Annotated in this window: 15 protein-coding genes; 12 read left to right on the top strand and 3 right to left on the bottom strand. The window is 69.6% G+C overall.

The genetic code is table 11. The features are described 5' to 3' along the window. Positions 1-5 precede the first annotated feature (5 nt). Both AC0L6Y_RS02450 and AC0L6Y_RS02455 read right to left on the bottom strand, forming a co-directional pair. Positions 6-803 (bottom strand): CPBP family intramembrane glutamic endopeptidase, encoded by a 798-nt coding sequence (locus AC0L6Y_RS02450; RefSeq protein ID WP_473554718.1) that lies wholly within the window; start codon positions 801-803, stop codon positions 6-8. Continuing rightward, positions 796-1194 (bottom strand): thiol-disulfide oxidoreductase DCC family protein, encoded by a 399-nt coding sequence (locus AC0L6Y_RS02455; protein WP_473554724.1) that lies wholly within the window; start codon positions 1192-1194, stop codon positions 796-798. Before AC0L6Y_RS02455 ends, AC0L6Y_RS02450 begins: the two co-directional genes overlap by 8 nt. A 256-nt stretch (positions 1195-1450) precedes the next feature. Between AC0L6Y_RS02455 and AC0L6Y_RS02460 the strand changes: the two genes are divergently transcribed. The 3 genes from AC0L6Y_RS02460 (at position 1451) to AC0L6Y_RS02470 (ending at position 6135) form a co-directional block, all read left to right on the top strand. Then, positions 1451-3226, top strand: coding sequence for an ABC transporter family substrate-binding protein (locus AC0L6Y_RS02460; RefSeq protein WP_473554728.1), 1776 nt, complete (start codon positions 1451-1453; stop codon positions 3224-3226). A gap of 189 nt (positions 3227-3415) precedes the next feature. Beyond that, positions 3416-4954 (top strand): ABC transporter permease, encoded by a 1539-nt coding sequence (locus AC0L6Y_RS02465; protein WP_473554732.1) that lies wholly within the window; start codon positions 3416-3418, stop codon positions 4952-4954. A 2-nt stretch (positions 4955-4956) separates the two neighbouring features. After that, positions 4957-6135, top strand: a complete 1179-nt coding sequence (locus AC0L6Y_RS02470; RefSeq protein WP_473554738.1) for an ABC transporter permease — start codon at positions 4957-4959, stop codon at positions 6133-6135. Positions 6136-6140: 5 nt separating this feature from the next. On the opposite strand, the gene AC0L6Y_RS02475 is transcribed toward AC0L6Y_RS02470, so the two are convergent. Then, entirely contained in the window at positions 6141-6737 is a 597-nt protein-coding gene (locus tag AC0L6Y_RS02475) for a PH domain-containing protein (RefSeq protein ID WP_473554744.1), read from the bottom strand. Between the two features lie 47 nt (positions 6738-6784). Between AC0L6Y_RS02475 and AC0L6Y_RS02480 the strand changes: the two genes are divergently transcribed. The 9 genes from AC0L6Y_RS02480 (at position 6785) to dapC (ending at position 17144) form a co-directional block, all read left to right on the top strand. Next, a complete protein-coding gene (locus tag AC0L6Y_RS02480) occupies positions 6785-8449 on the top strand; it encodes an ABC transporter ATP-binding protein (protein WP_473554749.1) in 1665 nt (554 codons plus the stop codon). A 34-nt stretch (positions 8450-8483) separates the two neighbouring features. Further along, positions 8484-10124, top strand: a complete 1641-nt coding sequence (locus AC0L6Y_RS02485) for an ABC transporter substrate-binding protein (protein ID WP_473554754.1) — start codon at positions 8484-8486, stop codon at positions 10122-10124. A 21-nt stretch (positions 10125-10145) separates the two neighbouring features. Beyond that, on the top strand, positions 10146-11933 hold the full coding sequence (locus AC0L6Y_RS02490; RefSeq protein ID WP_473554760.1) for an ABC transporter substrate-binding protein: 1788 nt from the start codon (positions 10146-10148) through the stop codon (positions 11931-11933). A gap of 57 nt (positions 11934-11990) precedes the next feature. Then, a complete protein-coding gene (typA, locus tag AC0L6Y_RS02495) occupies positions 11991-13892 on the top strand; it encodes a translational GTPase TypA (RefSeq protein ID WP_473554765.1) in 1902 nt (633 codons plus the stop codon). A 166-nt stretch (positions 13893-14058) separates the two neighbouring features. Next, positions 14059-14712: a hypothetical protein gene (locus tag AC0L6Y_RS02500; protein ID WP_473554770.1), complete on the top strand. Its 654-nt coding sequence runs from the start codon at positions 14059-14061 to the stop codon at positions 14710-14712. A 108-nt stretch (positions 14713-14820) separates the two neighbouring features. Further along, complete coding sequence (locus AC0L6Y_RS02505; protein WP_473554774.1) at positions 14821-15291, top strand: hypothetical protein; 471 nt, start codon at positions 14821-14823, stop codon at positions 15289-15291. Then, positions 15288-15710 carry a hypothetical protein gene (locus AC0L6Y_RS02510; RefSeq protein WP_473554780.1) on the top strand — a complete coding sequence of 141 codons (423 nt, stop codon included), beginning with the start codon at positions 15288-15290 and terminating at the stop codon, positions 15708-15710. Before AC0L6Y_RS02505 ends, AC0L6Y_RS02510 begins: the two co-directional genes overlap by 4 nt. Before the next feature lie 9 nt (positions 15711-15719). Further along, positions 15720-16040: a ferredoxin gene (gene fdxA, locus AC0L6Y_RS02515; RefSeq protein ID WP_473554782.1), complete on the top strand. Its 321-nt coding sequence runs from the start codon at positions 15720-15722 to the stop codon at positions 16038-16040. A 6-nt stretch (positions 16041-16046) separates the two neighbouring features. Next, positions 16047-17144, top strand: a complete 1098-nt coding sequence (dapC, locus tag AC0L6Y_RS02520) for a succinyldiaminopimelate transaminase (RefSeq protein ID WP_473554785.1) — start codon at positions 16047-16049, stop codon at positions 17142-17144. Positions 17145-17232: the final 88 nt, after the last annotated feature.

Raw genomic sequence — 17232 nt, forward strand, 5'->3', positions numbered from 1 at the left:
CCGGCTCAGCCGGGCAGTCCGAAGAGCTCGGGGAACGCGGCGGCCGCCCACGGGTAGCCGACGAAGATGGCGGCGTCGAGCAGCAGATGCGCGACGATGAACGGCACGACGCGGCGCGTGCGCGAGTAGATCCAGCCGAACAGGATGCCCATCGCGACGTTGCCGAGGAAGGCGCCGACGCCCTGATACAGGTGGTAGCTGCCGCGCAGGAGGGCGGCGCTGACGATGATCGTCCAGCGCCGCCAGGCCAGGTCGCCGAGCCGGGCGAAGAGGTAGCCGAGCACGATCACCTCCTCCTGCAGCGCGGCGCGCAACGCCGACAGGAGCAGCACGGGGATGGTCCACCAGTAGGCGTTGAGGCCGCTCGGGTCGACCGCGACGCTGAGACCGAGCGCGCGCCCGGCGAGGTACACGCCGATGCCGGGAATCCCGATGCCGAGCGCGAGGGCGGCGCCCCACAGCACGTCGCGCGCCGGCCGCGTCCCGTCGATCCCGAGTCGGCCGAGGTGGGGTCGCTGCGAGCTCCACAGCAGGAAGCCGACGAGCACGACGGGCACGAGGGCGAAGCCGATCGACAGCAGCTGGTAGATCAGGTCGAAGATCTCCCGGGTGCTGCGCGACGGGTTCAGGGTCGCCGTCTGCTCGGCGAGCGGCACCTCGAGGGTGAGCCGGTTGAGGATCGCGACGATCGAGTAGACGGCCGACTGCCCGAGCGAGAGCCCGAGCACGATCGCGATCTCCCAGCGGATCCGCGCGCGGCCGGGTGCGCGGACGTCGAGCCCGCGGATGGCCGACTCAGTCACGCGGCATCGCGCAGGCGGGGGTGCCTCCGGGGAGGCGGTGGCGGAAGCGGGCAACCAGGCTGTATCCGGCGGCGGCAATCCACGACCACGGCGGCGTGGCGATCAGCCAGCCGAGGAGTCGCAGTCCGAACCGCGGCTGGCGGCGCAGCAGCGCCGACAGGGCGAGGTGTCCGGCGTACTGGCGACGCGGCGTCACGTACCAGGCGTACCGCGCGACATCGTCGTCACTGAGCGCGTAGACAGATAGATCGGTCCACTGCGACGGCTGCGCCTCGGGGAATACGGGCAGCGCGTCGCGAAGCCGAGCGACCCACGTTGTGCAGAATGCACAATCGCCATCGAAGATGAGCAGGTCGGAGTGCACGGATGTCGACAGCGGGCGCGAGTTCATTGACCCCATGGTAAGCGCGGTGGGCGGTGATTTCCCGGCGTCCTCACGGCTCCGGCGCAACGAATCCGCACATCACGAGGTTTTCCTGCACACATCCGCACCGAACGCAAAGAATCTTCGTTTCCGTTTCCGCAGTGTAACGATTCCTCCCAAAGATTTTGCACCTCTCCCGTCACGTCCCTAGGGTCGGTAGTTATCTGGGCGCGGCGCGGGGGGTCCTCCTGCGCCACGCCGTCACATTGCCAGGAGGATATGCATGAATATTCGGAAGACAGCCGCCATTGGCGCTGTCGTTGCGGCGGGTGCGCTCGTACTGAGCGGCTGCACCAACCCGTATACGTCGGAGGTCATCGAGGGCACCTCGATCACCGTCGCGTACAACGACAACTTCTTCAACTACAACGACGACAGCTCCGCGGGCAACAACACCGCGAACGGCAACGTCCGGTACATGACCAGCTCGGACTTCTCGTACTACGACGCGACGCCGGAGCTCATCCGCAACACCGACTTCGGCTCCTTCGAGAAGATCAGCGATGACCCGCTGACCGTCGAGTACACGATCAACAGCAACGTGAAGTGGTCGGACGGCACCGACGTCGACGAGGCCGACATGCTGCTTCAGTGGGCGGCGCTCTCGGGCAACGTGACCGACTTCGCTCCCGCCTCGACCGCGGGCCTCTCGCTCGTGACGGCGACGCCCGAGGTTGACGACCACAAGATGACGCTCGTCTACGACGACGCGTACGTCGACTGGGAGCTCGCCTTCGGCATGGGCGTCTCGGCGCACGGCACCGTCATGCTCGCCTACCCGGACGAGTACCCGGCCGGTGAAGAGGACGCGGCCAAGGCCGACCTCATCACGGCGATCCAGGAGGGCGACACCGAGTGGCTCGCCCCCGTCGTCGAGGTCTGGAACAACGGCTACGGCTACACCACGATGCCCGACAACGAGCTCCTCTACCTCTCGAGCGGCCCGTACATCGTGTCCGACATCGCCGAGAACGAGTTCATCACGCTGACCGCGAACCCCGAGTTCAGCTGGGGCCCGTCGCCGCACTACGAGACGATCACGATCCGCACGATCAGTGACTCGACCGCGGCGCTGCAGGCCCTCGAGAACGGCGACATCCAGATCTGGACCGGCCAGCCGACCGCCGACATCCTCGAGCTCGCTCAGGGTCTCGCGGGCGTCAACGTCGAGTCCGGCGTCCAGGCCGCGTACGAGCACATCGACCTGACCTTCAACAACGGCGGTCCGTTCGACCCGGCGACCTACGGTGGCGACGAGGAGACCGCGAAGCTGGTGCGCCAGGCGTTCCTGCTGACCCTCCCGCGTGACGAGATCGTCGAGAAGATCATCTCGCCGCTCAACCCCGACGCGTCGGTTCGCAACTCGCAGCTCGTCATCCCCGGCGCCCCGTCGTACGACGGAATCGTCGCCGAGAACGGCTCGGACCTCTACGCGGCGACCGACATCGACGCGGCCAAGGCTCTCCTCGAGCAGGCCGGTGTCGACACGCCGATCGACGTCAACTTCTGGTACCCCGAGGGCAACGTCCGTCGTGGCCAGGAGTTCGAGCTCGCGCAGGCCTCCGCGGCCCTCGCCGGCTTCAACGTGATCGACACGAGCGAGCCCGACTGGGCGTTCACCGACCCCGAGGCGTTCCCCGTGAACCCGCACGACGTGGTCGTCTTCGCCTGGGCCTCGACGAGCCTCGCGATCTCTGGTTCCGACCAGATCTTTGCGTGCTACGACGAGCCGCTCAACAAGGCCGGTAACTACAACGGCTACTGCAACCCGACGGTGGACGAGCTTCTTGCGACGCTCGAGGTCACCTCGGACCCCGACACTCAGGCCGACCTGCAGCTGCAGATCGAGCAGGAGCTGTGGGGCGACGCCTACGGCGCCACGCTCTACCAGTTCCCGGGTCTCTGGGTCTCGAGCGACACCGTCACCGGTGTCAAGGGCAACCCGCTGAGCCCGGACTACTTCTGGAACTTCTGGGAGTGGGCTCCGGTCGACGCGTAGGGATCATCCCTCGCCGGCGGGAAGACGCACAGCCGTCTTCCCGCCGGTGTCGACCACTCTCGTGCGCGCGCGCCGCAGCGCATGCTCGCGGCGCGCGCGCACGTTCGGAACCGTGTCGGTTGACCATCAACCGCTCCGCCCCTGACGCAAAGAACCAGAAGATATGACTCCCCAGATCGTGGTCCGCGCATGCTGACCTTCGTGCTTCGGCGCACGCTCGCGACGTTCCTCGTCCTTCTCGCCGCCTCCTTCGTCGTCTATCTGCTGACGGCCTACTCGGGCAACCCGCTCCAAGACCTGATCGGGTCGCGGGACCCCAACCGCGAAGAGCTCATCGCCGAGCGCATTCGCGAACTGAATCTTGAGACTCCGGTGCCGCTGCGCTACTTCAGCTGGCTGGCCGGGGTCGGCGGCTGCTTCATCGGTCAATGCGACCTCGGGCAGTCCTATGTGACCAACCAGGAGGTCACCGCGGCTCTCGCGGCGGCCGTCCCCGCGACGCTGTCGCTCGTGACCGCGGCGACGTTCATCGCGATCATCCTCGGCATCGCCGTCGGCATGGTCTCGGCGCTGCGCCAGTACAGCGGCTTCGACTACACGATCACCTTCATCACCTTCGTGCTCTACTCGCTTCCCGTCTTCTGGGTCGCGGTGCTGCTCAAGGAGTGGGGCGCGATCCGGGTCAACCAGTTCATGGCCGATCCCGCGGTCCCCATCCTCGGCGTGATCGCCTTCGGCGCACTCGGCGGGCTCATCTGGCAGGCCGTCATCGGCGGGCCGGTGCGGCGTCGCGCCACGACGTTCGCGGTGGCGGGGCTCGTCTCGGGCGGCATCCTCGGCATTCTGCTGGCGACCGGGTGGTTCTCGCAGCCGTCGATCGGCATCATCGGGCTCGTCATCCTCGGCGTGGGCACGGCCGCGATCGTGCTGCTCGCCGCGGGCGGGCTGCGTCAGCGCCCATACCTGATCGCCGTCTTCGGCACCGTTGCCGTGCTGATCGGCCTCTGGTACCCGCTGCAGTTCCTGTTCTTCAGCATGCGCGAGGTCGTCTGGATCATCCCGCTGACGCTGCTGGCGAGCATCGCCATCGGCGTTCTGCTCGGCCTCATCTTCGGCGGCGAGAACCGCGCGACGCTGGCACGCTGGGCGGGCATCACCGGCGGTGTCGTCGGACTCGTGCTGATCCTCGACCGCATCCTGCTGGTCTTCGACGAGTACAGCAACAAGATCCCGCTCTCCTACGGCATCATCCCCACCATCGGGGCGACGACGCCGAACCTGAGCGGCGACATCTGGATCGACGCGCTCGACCTCATCGCGCACCTGATCCTGCCGACGCTCGCGCTGACCCTCATCTCGTTCGCGGGCTACACGCGCTACGCGCGAGCGAGCCTGCTCGAGGTGATGAACCAGGACTACGTGCGCACCGCGCGGGCCAAGGGCCTCAGCGAGCGCGTCGTCGTGCTGCGCCACGCCTTCCGCAACGCGCTCATCCCGATCACCACGATCGTCGTGCTCGACTTCGGCGCGCTCATCGGCGGCGCCGTCATCACCGAGCGGATCTTCGGCTGGCAGGCGATGGGAACCCTCTTCATCAACGGACTGACGCACACGGATGTGAACCTGGTGATGGGCTTCTTCCTGATCACCGGAATCCTGGTGGTGGTCGCGAACATCCTCGCCGACCTCGTGTACTCGGCCCTTGACCCCCGGATTCGAGTGAGCTGATCATGACGAACACCAAACCCAGCGCGGACGCCGCCGCCAACGAGATGACGATCGAGCAGCGCGAGACCGCGGGGCTCAGCCAGGGCACCATCGTCCGCCGCCGCTTCCTGCACCACCGCGGCGCTGTGATCTCGCTCGGCGTGCTGATCTTCATCACGCTCTTCGCCTTCAGCTCGGTCGGCACCGTCGTGGGCGGCTCGGGTCGCCTGATCGTCGACGCCGACACCGGCCGCCAGGTCGTGGACGGGTTCCGCCTCGCCGGCTGGTGGTGGGCCGACTGGTACACCAACTACCCGATCGTCAACGGCGGCAGCCCGACGCTCACGCTCTTCCCGTTCTCGATCGGCGAGCACCCGTTCGGCCAGGACACCCTCGGCAAGGACGTCTTCGCCCGCGTCATGCGCGGCACCCAGCAGTCGCTGACGGTCACCGTCATCGTCGGTCTGCTCTCGACGATCATCGGCATCCTTGTCGGGGCGATCTCGGGCTACTTCCGCCGCTGGGCCGACCAGCTCCTGATGCGCTTCACCGACGTCATCATCATCATTCCGCTGCTGGTGCTCGGTGCCGTGCTCGGCCGCACGATCGGCGGCAACGCGATCCTGCTGGCGATCCTGCTCGGCCTGATCGCCTGGCCGGGCCTGGCGCGTCTGGTGCGCGCCGAGTTCCTCTCGCTGCGCGAGCGCGAGTTCGTGGATGCGGCGCGGGTCGCCGGCGCCTCGGATGCGCGGATCATCTTCCGCCACATCCTCCCGAACGCGGTCGGCGTCATCATCGTCAACACGACGCTGCTGATGAGCGCGGCGATCCTGCTCGAGACCTCGCTGAGCTACCTCGGCTTCGGCATCAAGTCGCCCGACGTCTCGCTCGGCCAGATCATCACCGAGTACCAGGAGGCGTTCAAGACGCGTCCGTGGCTGTTCTGGTGGCCGGGTCTGATCATCGTGGCGATCGCGCTCACGATCAACTTCATCGGCGATGGTCTGCGCGACGCGTTCGACCCCCGCCAGAAGCGCGCCCTCACCCGCAAGGCGCGGGCGCTCGCCTCGTCGACCGCCGTCCGCACGGCCGCCGTCGGCGGGGGCACGGTCGGCGGAGCCGGAGTCGGCGAGTCCGGCGAGGAACTGCGCTCGGAGGCCGAGGAACGCGACCGGCGGAACCCGCCGCGGGACGACTCGTGACCGCGCTACGCGAACGTCGTCGCGACGAACGCCGCGGCGCCGAGGGCCGCGAACGCCGCGATCGTTCCCAGGTGCCAGCGGCGCTCCACGCTCGCGCCCTCCGCGGGCAGGCCGAGCTCGGCGCGCCGCGCCAGTTCCGTGCGAACCAGGTAGGCGGCGGCTCCCGAGTCGCTGCCGGCGCTGTCGCCGGGGCGCGCCATGCCGTCCACGTGCGTTCCCTCGGGCAGATGACGCAGATCCTCGCGCCCCACGCGCATCGCGGCGAGTCGGCCCGGAGCGGGCGCCGCCCAGGCCACGATGCGAACGCCGTCGGCCACAAGGGTGAACGCGAAGCGCGTCTCGACCTGGCTGATCGCGCTCCACGGCACGGTGAAGGTGCGCAGCACGTTGCGCACCGTGACGCCGCTGTCGTCGATGCGCACCAGGGGGCGCCAGTAGATCGCCCACGTCGCCAGCGCGATCAGGCCCAGCGTCGGCGCCAGCCGCGCCGCGTCGACGGGCTCCGGTCCGAGCGCGATGCTGACCAGGGACAGCGCGGCCAGTGCCGCGATGACCACGGTCAGGACTTTGCCCCACACCGGGGCGATGACGTGAGTCGACACAACCCCATGATTCCATCTCGCACCAGCACAGAGAGCCGAGCACGACTGTGAGCACGACAGCGACCGATCCGGCCGCCCCCATCCTCGAGGTCTCCGGACTCGGCGTCGACTTCTGGGTCGACGGCGAGTGGGTGTCCGCCGCGCGCGACATGGACTACTCGCTCAGCCCCGGAGAGGTGCTCGCCATCGTGGGCGAGTCCGGTTCCGGCAAGAGCACCAGCTCGATGGCGATCCTCGGACTGCTACCCGACAACGGGCGCGCGCTCGGCAGCGCCAAGCTCGCCGGGCAGGAGCTCATCGGGGCCGACCTGCAGACCCTGCGCAAGGTGCGCGGCAACCGCATCGCGGTGATCTTCCAGGAGCCGATGACGGCTCTGAACCCCGTCTACACGATCGGGTTCCAGATCATCGAGGCGCTGCAGGTGCACACCAACCTGTCGAAGGCGCAGGCGCGCGAGCGCGCGCTGGAGCTGCTGGAGATGGTGGAGCTTCCGGACCCGCAGAAGGCGTTCGACTCCTACCCGCACCAGCTCTCCGGCGGCCAGCGCCAGCGTGCGATGATCGCGCAGTCGATCTCGTGCGACCCGCTGCTACTCATCGCCGACGAGCCGACCACGGCCCTCGACGTGACCGTGCAGGCCGAGATCCTCGACCTGCTGCGCAACCTGCACACGCGCCTCAACTCGGCGATCATCCTGATCACCCACGACATGGGTGTCGTCGCGGACCTCGCCGACAAGATGATCGTGATGAAGGACGGCGAGGTCGTCGAGTCCGGCACCGCGATGCAGGTCTTCCGCGAGCCGCAGGTGGCGTACACGCAGGAGCTGCTCGCCGCGGTTCCCAAGCTCGCCGCCGAGGGGCCCGCCGTCAGCGTCGCGCAGCGCGACGCTGCCGTGAAGCCGGTGCTGTCGATGCGCGACCTCGTGATCGAGTACCCGAAGCGCGGCCGCGTGCCCGCGTTCCGCGCCGTCGAGGGCGCCACGCTCGACATCTACCCGGGCGAGGTTCTCGCCCTGGTCGGCGAATCCGGATCGGGCAAGACCACGATCGGCCGCGCCGTCGTGGGCCTGGTTCCCTCGCACTCGGGCGAGCTGTCGGTGGACGGCCGCAACATGGTCGGCATCTCGCGGAACGACCTGCGCGAGGTGCGCCGCAGTCTCGGCATCGTGTTCCAGGATCCCGGATCGTCGCTCAACCCGCGCTGGCCCATCGGCCAGTCGATCGGCGAGCCGCTCGTGCTGGCCGGCGAGAAGGACCAGAAGGTCGTCGACAAGCGCGTCGAGGACCTGCTGGAGCTCGTGCACCTGCCGCGCAACTACCGCAACCGCTTCCCGCATGAGCTCTCCGGCGGTCAGCGTCAGCGCGTCGGCATCGCCCGCGCGCTCGCGCTGAAGCCGCGCGTCCTCGTCGCCGACGAGCCGACCAGCGCGCTCGACGTCTCGGTGCAGGCGCGCGTGCTCGAGCTGCTGCAGGAGATCCAGCGCGAGCAGCAGTTCGCCACCCTGTTCATCAGCCACGACCTCGGCGTCGTCGACCTGCTCGCCGACCGGATCGCGGTCATGCACCGTGGGCGCATCGTCGAGGTGGGGACGAGCTCCGAGGTGCTCCGCAGCCCGAAGGATCCGTACACGCAGCGCCTCATCTCGGCGGTGCCGCTGCCGGACCCGGAGGCCCAGCGCGAGCGACGCGAGCAGCGTCTTCAGGGCTGACCTCCTCTCACCTCGCCTGGCTATGCTGAGCAGGATGCGAGCACGGGTGAGGGCGGCGGCCACGATCGCGACGGCGTGCGCCGTCCTCGCGGCGACCGCCGCGTGCGGTCCGGTCAGCTCGTCCGTCGTCGCCGATCCCGAGAATGTGGTCTCGATCGCGGTCACCGAGCCGGGGTCGCCGATCACCCCCGAGTACGCGACCGACCCGGCCGTGCAGCGGATCCTGCCCGCCATCGCCTCCGGGCTGGTGCGGCTGGAGCCCACCGGCGCGCCCATTCTCGAACTGGCCGAGTCGATCGAGAGCGCCGACAACATGCGCTTCGTGGTGACGGTGGACCCCGAGGCGCGGTTCAGCAACGGCGAGCCGCTGGACTCCGCCTCCTTCGTGGAGGCGTGGCGCGAGCGGGCGCACTTCGGTGACGCCCTCACGGATCGGACCGGGTTCGCTGATTTCGCCGGCGTCGCCGAGTTCGTCAGTAGCATCGACTCCGACGAGGCGGACGACGTCGAGGACCCTCAGTTCGATCTGGTCGAGTCGGGGGCACTCGAGATCGTGGACGAGTCGACGTTCGCCGTCACCCTCGAAGAGCCGGACGCCAGCTTCGTTCGGCGACTCGCGCAGCCGCTGTTCCTGCCGCTCCCGGCCACCGCATTCGAGGATCCGGAGGCCTTCGAGGCGGCGCCGGCGGGGGCGGGGCCGTACATGCTCGCCGATGCGGACTCGTGGGTACCGGGGGACCGTCTCGACCTGATCCCGAATCCGCACTACAGCGGCACCCGCACCATCCAGAACTCGGGCGTCTCGTTCCGCTTCTATCGCACGTCGACGATCGCGTTCGCGGAGCTGCTCGCCGGCGAGATCAACGTCGTCGACGAGCTCCCCGACCGCACCGACGGGTCGCTCTCCGCCCTGCTGCACGGCCGGGTCAGCGAGGCGGCCCTCCCGACGCTCGTCTCGCTGGTGCCGCCGCGGTCGGTGGGCAACCTTGCCGGCGAGGAGGGGATCCTGCGGCGCGCGGCCCTCTCCCACACGGTCGACCGCGCGATCCTGGTGCGCGACCTGACCGATGGGGCCGCCGCGCCCGCCCTCGGCTTCCTGCCGGTCAGCTTCGGCGTGAGCGGCAACGAGGACGCCTGGACGGACCGCGCCAACGACGAGCTCGCGCGCTCGCTCTGGCGCCAGGCCAACGACTACTCGGACTGGGAGGGGGCGCTCACGATCGCGGTCGTGGCGGGAACCCCGGAGGTGCGACTCGCCGCCGAGATCGGCGAGCGGTTCGACGCGGTGCTGAACCTCGACGTTCAGATCGTCGCCTTCGGGAGCGCGGAGGAGCTGGCGGCGGCGCTCGGCGACCCGGATGAGCCGCTCACCGCGTTCACGCTGCGCACCACCGCGGTCGACACCGGCTCCCTCGGGGCAGCGCTGTCGACGGTGCTGCCGAGGTCGTTGACGACGGCGAGCATCCGGCAGCGGATCGCGCAGGCGGCGACCGCGAGCGACGACGACCGGGCCACCGTCTTCGCCGTGGCGGCGCTGGGGGAGCTGTGGCAGACCGTGCCGATCATCCCGATCTGGTCGCCGACCATCCGCAGCGGCTACGCTCCCGGCGTCACCGGGGTCGAGCACGAGTGGGGCGCGGTGCTCGACTACACGGCGATCGTGGCCGCGCCGTGACGTCGGAGTAGGCGAACGCCGGTGACGATCCAACGGTGGATTGCCGCGGCGACGGGCCTCGCCGTGGCGCTGTCGCTCTCGGCGTGCACCTCCTCGCGAGTCGTCGCCGGAAGCGAGGTGCGCATCGCGGTCGCGGCGCCGCTCACCTCGCTCAACGCGGCGAGCGAGTCCGGTCGCACCTCGAGCACGGCTGCCGAGGTCGCCGAGCTCACCGGAACCGGGTTCGGCTATCGCGACGCGAACGGCGCGCTCGTGCTCGACGAGTCGTTCGGCACCGCCGAGATCTTCGCCCTCGATCCGCTGACCGTGCAGTACACGATCGCGCCGGGTGCGCGGTGGTCGGACGGGGTCGCGGTGGATGCGGTCGACCTGCTGCTGACCTGGGCCGCCACCTCGGGTGCGGTCGGCGAGCCGGGCGCCGGTGCGGAGGGAGCCGACGAGCCGGACCCGGGCGTCGTGTTCGACGGCGCCGCGACCGGCGGCATCGCCTTCGCCACGCAGACCCCGCAGCTCGGGGGCGAGCGGGTGCTCTTCGTGCACTTCGACCGGTACCTGCCCGACTGGCAGACGGTGCTCGCGCCGGGGGTGGCCGCGCACGCGCTCGCGCAGTTCGCGCTCGACCTCGACCCGGACCTCGACCCGGAGGCACGCGCCGCGGAGGCGAAGGCGGCGGTGTCCGACGCGATCCTGACGCGCGACCGCGTCGCCCTTGCCGCGCTCGCCGAGGCGTGGAATCACGCGCTCGACGTCGACGACGGCGTGCTCCCGGAGCCGTCGCTGCGGGTTGCCAGCGGGCCCTACGTCGTCGACGAGCTCGCCGCAGACGACATCGTGCTGCGCCCGAATCCCGAGTACGACGGCGACCGGCTCCCGGCCTTCGAGACGGTGCGGCTGCGGGTGGCGGCCGATCCGGCCGAGGCGATCGACCGGCTCCGGGCGGGGGACCTCGACGTCGTCCCGGCGCGGCTCGGCGACATCGCCGGCGACACCGTCGGCGACGCGCTCACCGGCCTTGACGGCGTGCGGCTCGAGTACGGCATCGAGACCCGCATCGAGCACCTCGATCTGCAGTTCGGCGACGCCCGCAGCGGAGCCTTCGACGACCCGCTCGTGCGCGAGGCCTTCCTGCTGACCATCCCGCGCGCGGCGCTCGTCTCCGAACTGCTCGGGGAGTTCGCGCCGGACGCCGTGCCGCTGCAGTCGTTCGTGGTGGGGGAGACCTCGCCCGACTACGCGGCGGTCGCGGCCGACAACGGCTCCGCCCGGTTCGCCGAACCCGACCTGGTCGAAGCGGAACGGCTGCTGGCCGAAGCCGGGCAGTCCGATCCGCGCGTCTGCATCCTCTTCGACGCGGACGACCCGCGGCGCGCGCTCGCCTTCTCCCTGATCGCCGAGAGCGCCGCCGGCGCCGGCTTCCGGGTGAGCGACTGCTCGCGCTCCGACTGGCGGAGCGCGCTCGGCGTCGCCGGCGCCTACGACGCAGCGATCTTCGCCTGGGACCCGCAGGCGCTCGGCGGGGATGCGCTCGCTGCCGTGTACCGCAGCGACTCCGCGATCGCCAACCTGAACCGCTACGCGAACGATGAGGCGGACCGCCTGATCGACCTTCTCGCCACCCCGCTGACGCCCGAGGAGCGCGCGGCCGCACTCGCCGAACTCGACGCCGAACTCTGGTCGGATGCCTACGGTCTGCCGCTGTTCAGCTACCCGACCGTGACGCTCGTTCGCGACACCGTCGAGTCGGTTTCGCCCTCGCCGTTCACCCGTGGTATTGCCGGGAACGCGTGGGAGTGGCGTCCAGCCCCCTAAACTGGACGCTGGCCACTTTCTGCGCCGCATCCCCACATTCTTTTTTGAGGTATTTCCATGGCTACCGTTCGCCGCTCCGATCTGCGCAACGTGGCGATCGTCGCCCACGTCGACCACGGCAAGACGACCCTCGTCGACGCCATGCTGCGTCAGACCAACTCGTTCAGCGCGCACGAGCATCTCGAAGACCGCGCCATGGACTCGAATGACCTCGAGCGCGAAAAGGGCATCACGATCCTCGCCAAGAACACCGCCGTCAGCTACGACGGCAAGTTCGCGACCGACGGCCCGATCACGATCAACGTGATCGACACCCCCGGCCACGCCGACTTCGGCGGTGAGGTCGAGCGCGGCCTCAGCATGGTCGACGGCGTCGTCCTGCTGGTGGACGCCTCCGAGGGGCCGCTGCCTCAGACCCGCTTCGTGCTGCGCAAGGCGCTCGCCGCCAAGCTCCCCGTCATCCTGGCGGTCAACAAGACCGACCGTCCCGACGCGCGCATCGACGAGGTCGTCGAAGAGAGCCACGACCTGCTCCTCGGCCTCGCGAGCGACCTGGCCGACGAGGTGCCCGACCTCGACCTCGACGCGATCCTCGAGGTTCCCGTGGTCTACGCCTCCGGCCGTGCCGGTGCCGCCAGCCACAACAAGCCCGAGAACGGCACCCTGCCGGACAACGACGACCTCGAGCCGCTGTTCGAGGCGATCCTCGAGCACGTGCCGGCTCCCGAGTACGACGACGAGCACCCGCTGCAGGCGCACGTCACCAACCTCGACGCGAGCCCGTTCCTCGGTCGTATCGCCCTGCTGCGCGTCTTCAACGGCACGCTCAAGAAGGGCCAGACGGTCGCCTGGGTCAAGCACGACGGCAGCCACCAGAACGTGCGCATCACCGAGCTGCTGAAGACCCGCGCGCTCGACCGCTACCCGGCGGAGGAGGCCCACGCGGGCGACATCGTCGCCGTGGCCGGAATCGAGGACATCACGATCGGCGAGACGATCGCCGACCCCGACGACATCCGCCCGCTTCCCGCGATCACGGTCGACGACCCCGCCATCTCGATGACGATCGGCACCAACACCTCGCCGTTCGTCGGCAAGGTCAAGGGGCACAAGCTCACGGCGCGCATGGTCAAGGACCGCCTCGACCGCGAGCTGATCGGAAACGTCTCGATCCGCGTGCTCGACATCGGCAAGCCGGATGCCTGGGAGGTGCAGGGACGCGGCGAGCTCGCGCTCGCCATCCTCGTCGAGAACATGCGCCGCGAGGGCTTCGAGCTCACCGTCGGCAAGCCCCAGGTCGTCACGCGCGACATCGACGGCAAGAAGCACGAGCCGTTCGAGCACCTCACGATCGACACCCCCGAGGAGCACCTCGGCGCGATCACCCAGCTGCTCGCGGCGCGCAAGGGCCGCATGGAGTCGATGTCGAACCACGGCACCGGCTGGGTGCGCATGGAGTTCATCGTCCCCTCGCGCGGGCTCATCGGATTCCGCACCGAGTTCCTCACCATCACGCGCGGCACCGGCATCGCCAACGCGATCTCGCACGGCTACGAGCCGTGGGCCGGACAGATCAACACCCGCACCAACGGCTCGATCGTGGCCGACCGCTCGGGTGTCGCGACGCCGTTCGCGATGATCGCCCTGCAGGAGCGCATGAGCTTCTTCGTCGAGCCGACGCAGGAGGTCTACGAGGGCATGGTCGTCGGCGAGAACTCGCGTGCCGACGACATGGACGTCAACATCACGAAGGAGAAGCAGCTCACGAACATGCGTTCGTCGACCTCGGACTCCTTCGAGAAGCTCACCCCCTCGCGCAGGCTGACGCTGGAGGAGTGCCTCGAGTTCGCCCGTGAGGACGAGTGCGTCGAGGTCACCCCCGAGGTGGTTCGCATCCGCAAGGTCGAGCTCGACGCCACGCAGCGCGCGCGCAACCTGTCGCGCTCCAAGAAGCAGTAGCGGCGAGGCGCGCGGGCGCCGCGGCGCCCGCCGGTCTGCGGCGGACGGTTGACGCGATGCCTCGACATCCCTAGGTTGTTGAGCATTGCGTGAATAATCCGCCGTGCGACAGTTCCACGGAGTTCGGCACGGCGACAACGTCATCAGACGCCCGTGGAGGTTCTCCGTGCGCCAACGTTCGACCGCTCGTCTCATCGCCCTGATCGGGGCTGCCGCCCTGGCCGTGGGGCTCTCCGGCTGTGTCGGCGCCTCGGACGCCGACCCGGAGGCGCTCATCTCCGCATCAACGGAACCGACGCCGGAGCTCACCGAGGGCTCCGCCGCCGAGTCTGGTGATGAGGGCTCCGGTTCCGACACCGACGCGGCTGGCGAGTCCTCGGCGGGAGGAACCTCCTCCGATGGGGGTTCCGGTTCCGGTTCTGGTTCCGGTTCGGGGTCGAGTTCCGAGGCCGAGCCCGACGCGGACTCCGACACGGGTTCCGACGCCGCGGAGGACACCGCCAGCGCCCGCGGGCCGGCGGTCGAGATCCTCGAGCAGCGCTGCCGCAGCGGCCGGCTGAACGTGACGGTCACGGCGAGCTTCGACTCCGGCTACCGCGAGGGTATCCGGTCGGTGCTGCTGGAGCGGCAGAACGAGTACGGCGTCTGGCTCGACGCGGATGCCACCTGGATGGGCTACGAGACCGGCGACGGGGATCGCTGGACCGGCAGCCCGCCGGGATCCAAGTCCCAGCGGGCCAAAGATCTGCTGCGCATCACCGTGAAGGCCGACTCCGGCGAGGTCACGACGCTCGAAGAGACCATCACGGTCAACTGCTGACCTCGGCGCGGCCGCCGTGCACGCGGGGCGGTGGGGTGCGGACGAGCCGGGGACCTTCCTCGGGTTCGGTCGTACACTGAAAGCGGAAACCGAGAGAGTGAGACCCCCATGTCGATTCATCGTTCCTCGCGCACCATCACGCTTCTCGTGGCCGCGGCCCTCGTCACCTCGACGCCGATGCTGCTGTCCGGATGCGGACTCATCCCGAACCCGGTCGAAGGCGTCATCGAAGGCGTCACCGGGGGAGATGTCGATCTTCCCGGCGGCAGCGTTCCCGATGACTTCCCGAGCGACGTGCCGCTCATCGACGGTGAGGTGATCTTCGGCACCGGCTTCGGCAGCGACACCGAGAAGATCTGGAACGTCACCATCAAGGTCGGCAGCAACGTGCTCGACCAGGTCGCCGCCGACCTGGAAGGGGCTGGCTTCACCTCCAGCGGCGAACCCCAGATCGCGGGCGACGCCGGAACCCTCCTGTACCAGAAGGGCGACCTCAACGTGCTCGTCGTCATCGCCGAAGACACCGAATCCGACGGGTTCATCGCCAACTACACCGTGACCCGCGGAACCGGCGAGTGAGCGCAGCGCACCCGCAGCAGCGCGCCCTCCACATGGTGGCGGTCGTGCTCGATGTGCTCGGCGTCGCCTTCGCCGGAGGGATCGGCTTCATCGTCGGCGCCGTTCTGACCTTCACCCACCGGCTCTCCGCTCCGTGGGGCCTCGTGCTCGCGTTCGCCATCGTGCTCGCCCTGATCGCGGGCTTCCGGCTCGCGATGGGCGGTCGGCTCCACGCCGCCGCGGCGGCCCTCGGGGTCGTGCTCGCCACCGCGCTCCTGGCCCTGCCGGGGGCGGGCGGCTCGGTGCTGATCGTCGACGACGCACTCGGCTACGGCTGGGCGCTCGCGCCCGCGCTCATGTCGGCCATCGTCATCGCCTGGCCGAAGCCCCGGCCGCGCCGCATCGTGCACGCGGCAGAAGGTGCGGCGCGGCGACCCTAGAATGGTCGGGTGACCTACGTGATTGCCCTCCCGTGTGTCGATGTCAAAGACCGTGCGTGCATCGACGAGTGTCCCGTCGACTGCATCTACGAGGGCGACCGGATGCTCTACATCCACCCGGACGAGTGCGTCGACTGCGGCGCCTGCGAGCCGGTCTGCCCCGTTGAGGCGATCTACTACGAGGACGACCTGCCCGAGAAGTGGTCGGACTACTACACCGCCAACGTCGAGTTCTTCCAGGAGGTCGGCTCGCCGGGCGGTGCCGCCAAGGTCGGCGTGATCGCCGGAGACCACCCGGTCGTGTCGGCGCTGCCGCCGCAGGCCCACTGAGCGCCCATGGCGCTGTCTCTTCCCGACTTCCCGTGGAACTCCCTCGCGCCGGCCGCCGAGCGGGCGCGCGCGCATCCCGACGGCATCGTTGACCTGTCGGTCGGGTCTCCCGTCGACCCGACCCCCGAAGTGATCCGCGACGCGCTGCGAGACGCCACCGACGCGCACGCCTACCCGCAGACGGCGGGCACCCCGGCGCTGCGCGAGGCGATCGTCGACTGGTACGCGCGCCGCCGCGGCGTCGACGTCGAGGTCGCCAACGTCATGCCGACGATCGGCTCGAAGGAGCTCGTCGCGCTACTTCCCACGCTGCTCGGACTCGGCCGCGGCGCCGTCGTCGTGCACCCGACGATCGCGTACCCGACTTACGCCGTGGGGGCGCTCATCGCCGGGGCGACGCCGCTTCCGAGCGACGACCCCGAGGACTGGCCCGCCGAGACGCGCCTGGTCTGGCTGAACAGCCCCGGCAATCCGGACGGGCACATCGACGGGATCGACTACCTGCGTCGCGCGGTCGAACGCGCCCGCGAACTCGGCGCCGTCATCGCCAACGACGAGTGCTACGCCGAGCTCAACTGGGCGGGCGACGAGCCGACGCCGTGCATCCTCGACCGCCGCGTGATCGGCGACTCGCGCCGCCTCACGCTCTCCGTCTACTCGCTCAGCAAGCAGTCGAACCTGGCCGGGTACCGCGCCGCGTTCGTCGCCGGCTGCAGCGACCTGATCGGGGAGCTCCTCGAAGCGCGCAAGCACGCGGGACTCATCCCGCCGGCGCCGGTGCAGGCGGCGATGGCCGCCGCGCTCGGCGACGAGGTGCACGTCGGCGAGCAGCGCGAGCGGTACCGTGTGCGCCGCGCCCGGCTGCTGCCGGCGCTCGAGGCGGCCGGGTTCCGCATCGACCGGAGCGACGCGGGGCTCTACCTCTGGGCGACGCGCGGCGAGCACGGTCGAGCCAGCGTCGACGCGCTCGCCGAGCTCGGCATCCTCGTCACCCCCGGCGACTTCTACGGCAGCGCCGGCGACGAGTTCGTCCGCATCTCGCTCACCGCCACCGACGAGCGGATCGATGCGGCGGTCGCGCGTTTGGCGGGACTCGCCAAGTAAATCCCCGCGTAGCGTTGGAGGGTCCCTCCAACACTTGGGGCTCGCTTCTGGCGGGCGGCAAGCTATCGCCGGAACCCCCTAGGCTGTA

The organism is Pseudolysinimonas sp. 10J20-29 (assembly GCF_055809595.1).

Coding starts and splice junctions, on each gene's coding strand:
- AC0L6Y_RS02505 (WP_473554774.1), top strand. CDS start 14,821: ATGTCGATTCATCGTTCCTCGCGCACCATCACGCTTCTCGTGGCCGCG.
- AC0L6Y_RS02460 (WP_473554728.1), top strand. CDS start 1,451: ATGAATATTCGGAAGACAGCCGCCATTGGCGCTGTCGTTGCGGCGGGT.
- dapC (WP_473554785.1), top strand. CDS start 16,047: ATGGCGCTGTCTCTTCCCGACTTCCCGTGGAACTCCCTCGCGCCGGCC.
- typA (WP_473554765.1), top strand. CDS start 11,991: ATGGCTACCGTTCGCCGCTCCGATCTGCGCAACGTGGCGATCGTCGCC.
- AC0L6Y_RS02455 (WP_473554724.1), bottom strand. CDS start 1,194: ATGAACTCGCGCCCGCTGTCGACATCCGTGCACTCCGACCTGCTCATC.
- AC0L6Y_RS02470 (WP_473554738.1), top strand. CDS start 4,957: ATGACGAACACCAAACCCAGCGCGGACGCCGCCGCCAACGAGATGACG.
- AC0L6Y_RS02485 (WP_473554754.1), top strand. CDS start 8,484: ATGCGAGCACGGGTGAGGGCGGCGGCCACGATCGCGACGGCGTGCGCC.
- AC0L6Y_RS02465 (WP_473554732.1), top strand. CDS start 3,416: ATGCTGACCTTCGTGCTTCGGCGCACGCTCGCGACGTTCCTCGTCCTT.